The sequence below is a fragment of the Streptomyces aureocirculatus genome (assembly GCF_000720475.1).
Taxonomy (GTDB): Bacteria; Actinomycetota; Actinomycetes; order Streptomycetales; family Streptomycetaceae; genus Streptomyces; species Streptomyces aureocirculatus.
In genome coordinates, this window is sequence record NZ_JOAP01000124.1 from 1 (window position 1) to 2,175 (window position 2,175).

2 protein-coding genes are annotated in these 2,175 nt (G+C 68.2%); both read left to right on the forward strand.

Features of this window, described 5'->3' with window-relative positions:
- Positions 1-44 precede the first annotated feature (44 nt).
- On the forward strand, positions 45-1,298 hold the full coding sequence (locus tag IG78_RS0140930) for an IS256 family transposase (protein ID WP_030574826.1): 1,254 nt from the start codon (positions 45-47) through the stop codon (positions 1,296-1,298).
- Positions 1,295-1,714: a VOC family protein gene (locus IG78_RS0140935; RefSeq protein ID WP_030574830.1), complete on the forward strand. Its 420-nt coding sequence runs from the start codon at positions 1,295-1,297 to the stop codon at positions 1,712-1,714. The genes IG78_RS0140930 and IG78_RS0140935 overlap by 4 nt, the downstream gene beginning before the upstream one ends.
- Positions 1,715-2,175 lie beyond the last annotated feature (461 nt).

Consider the following 2,175-nt stretch of genomic DNA (forward strand, 5'->3'; position numbering starts at 1 on the left):
CCGAGTAGGCCCGCGTTCGCAGCGCGGGTCGGGAAGGCACGCCCTTGCTCAGCGTAGTGACCACCGATGGTTCCACCGAGTCCGGCTCCTTGATCGACGCGATCGTCCGCGAGGGCGCCCGGCGGATGCTCGCCGCCGCGCTGGAGGACGAAGTCGACCAGTACATAGCCGAGTTGGCCCCCGAGCGGGACAAGCGCGGGCACCGCCTGGTGGTCCGCAACGGCCGCCACCGGCCCGGCACGGTGGCCACCGCCGCTGGCCCGGTCGAGGTTGCGGCGCCCCGGGTGAACGACCGCCGCATCGACGAAGCCACCGGCGAACGCAAGCGGTTCTCCTCCAAGATCCTCGCACCGTGGTGCCGCAAGTCCCCGAAGATCTCCGAAGTCCTTCCACTGCTCTACCTGTACGGACTCTCCTCCGGGGACTTCGTCCCTGCACTGGAGCAGATCCTCGACTCGACGGTCGGCCTGTCACCCGCCACGGTGACCCGGCTGACCAGGCAGTGGAGCGACGACCACGCCGCCTTCCAGCAGTGCGACCTGGCGGACCGCGACTTCGTCTACGTGTGGGCGGACGGTGTGCACCCGAAGGTCCGGCTCGGGCAGGCCCACTCCTGCGTGCTGGTGCTGCTCGGGGTCCGGCTGGACGGCACTAAGGAACTGATCGCACTGGCCGAGGGGCTGCGCGAGTCCACCGAGTCCTGGGCCGACCTGCTGCGCGACTGCCGCGGGTGGGGCATGCGCGACCCCGAACTCGTCGTCGGCGACGGCGCGATGTGCCTGTGGAAGGCCCTGGCCGAGGTGTTCCCCGCTGCCTGGCACCAGAGGTGCTGGGTCCACAAAACCCGCAACGTCACGAACGCCCTGCCGAAGTCCGCACAGCCGGGAGCGACGAAGGCCATGCAGGAGATCTACAACGCCGAGGACCGAGCGCACGCGGAGAAGGCAATCGAGGCATTCGCGAAGACCTACGGCGCGAAGTGGCCCCAGGCCGTCGCGAAGAACACCGACGACGCCAAGGAACTGCTGGCGTTCTACGACTACCCGGCCGAGCACTGGATCCACCTGCGGACCACCAACCCCATCGAGTCGACGTTCTCCACGGTCAGGCTCCGGACCAAGGTCACCCGCGGTGCTGGAAGTCCGGCCGCCGCCCTCGCGATGGTGTTCAAGCTGGTCGAGTCCGCCCAGGACCGCTGGCGCGCGATCACCGGTGCCCACCTCGTCGCCCTGGTCCGCTCTGGCGCCAGGTTCGAGAACGGTGTCCTGGTCGAGCGCGAGGAGGCGGTGGCCGCGTGAACCAGCCCACGCACGGGGCACTGCACCACGTCGAGATCTGGGTGCCCGACCTCGGCCGCGCCCTCGCCTCACTCGGCTGGCTGCTTCAGACGCTGGGTTACACCGTCTCGCAGAGCTGGGATACCGGCCGCAGCTGGCTGCTCGGTCCGACCTACCTCGTCCTCGAACAGTCCCCGGCCCTCACCGCCGACCGGCACGACCGCCGCCGCCCCGGGCTGAACCACCTGGCCTTCCACGTCGAGGACGCCACTGCCGTCGAGAAGCTGGCCGTCGACGCGGCCCAGCACGGCTGGAGTCTGATGTTCCCCGAGCTACACCCGCACGCCGGCGGCAAGCAGCACTGCGCGGCCTACCTGGAGAACATCGACGGCTTCGAGGTCGAGCTCGTCGCAATCAACTCGCCGAAGCTCAACTGATCCACAGGTGATGACAATTGCTCGTGGAAACACGACGCCCTCCTTCATCGCCCGAAAGAGCCCGGAACGCGATACTGCTGGCTCCGTACAGGTCCCGCCGACGACCAAGTGAGCGACAGGTCACCGGACGTTCCAATAAGGTGCGGTACGTCAGGAGCCCGGAAGCCCGTAGGCCCTGCCTTGTACCTGCCGATGCCTCCCCGCCTCAACACCCGCAGACCTGCAACACGCCTGCACCACACGGCAGGTGGTGCAGACTGGTGGGGCGAGCCAGCACGCCGTGGTTCGTTCACCGAACCGTACGCAGGGGCAACGGGCCAGAGGGGCGATGGTGGTGCAGCGGATAGCTCGGTGGATCTGTATAACGTGGGTGGGTCTTGTCACCGCCGGTGGAATTCTGACGCTGTACCTGCAGGACACCGACAGTGAAGCGGACAAGCCGAGGCCGACGCCAGTGACCT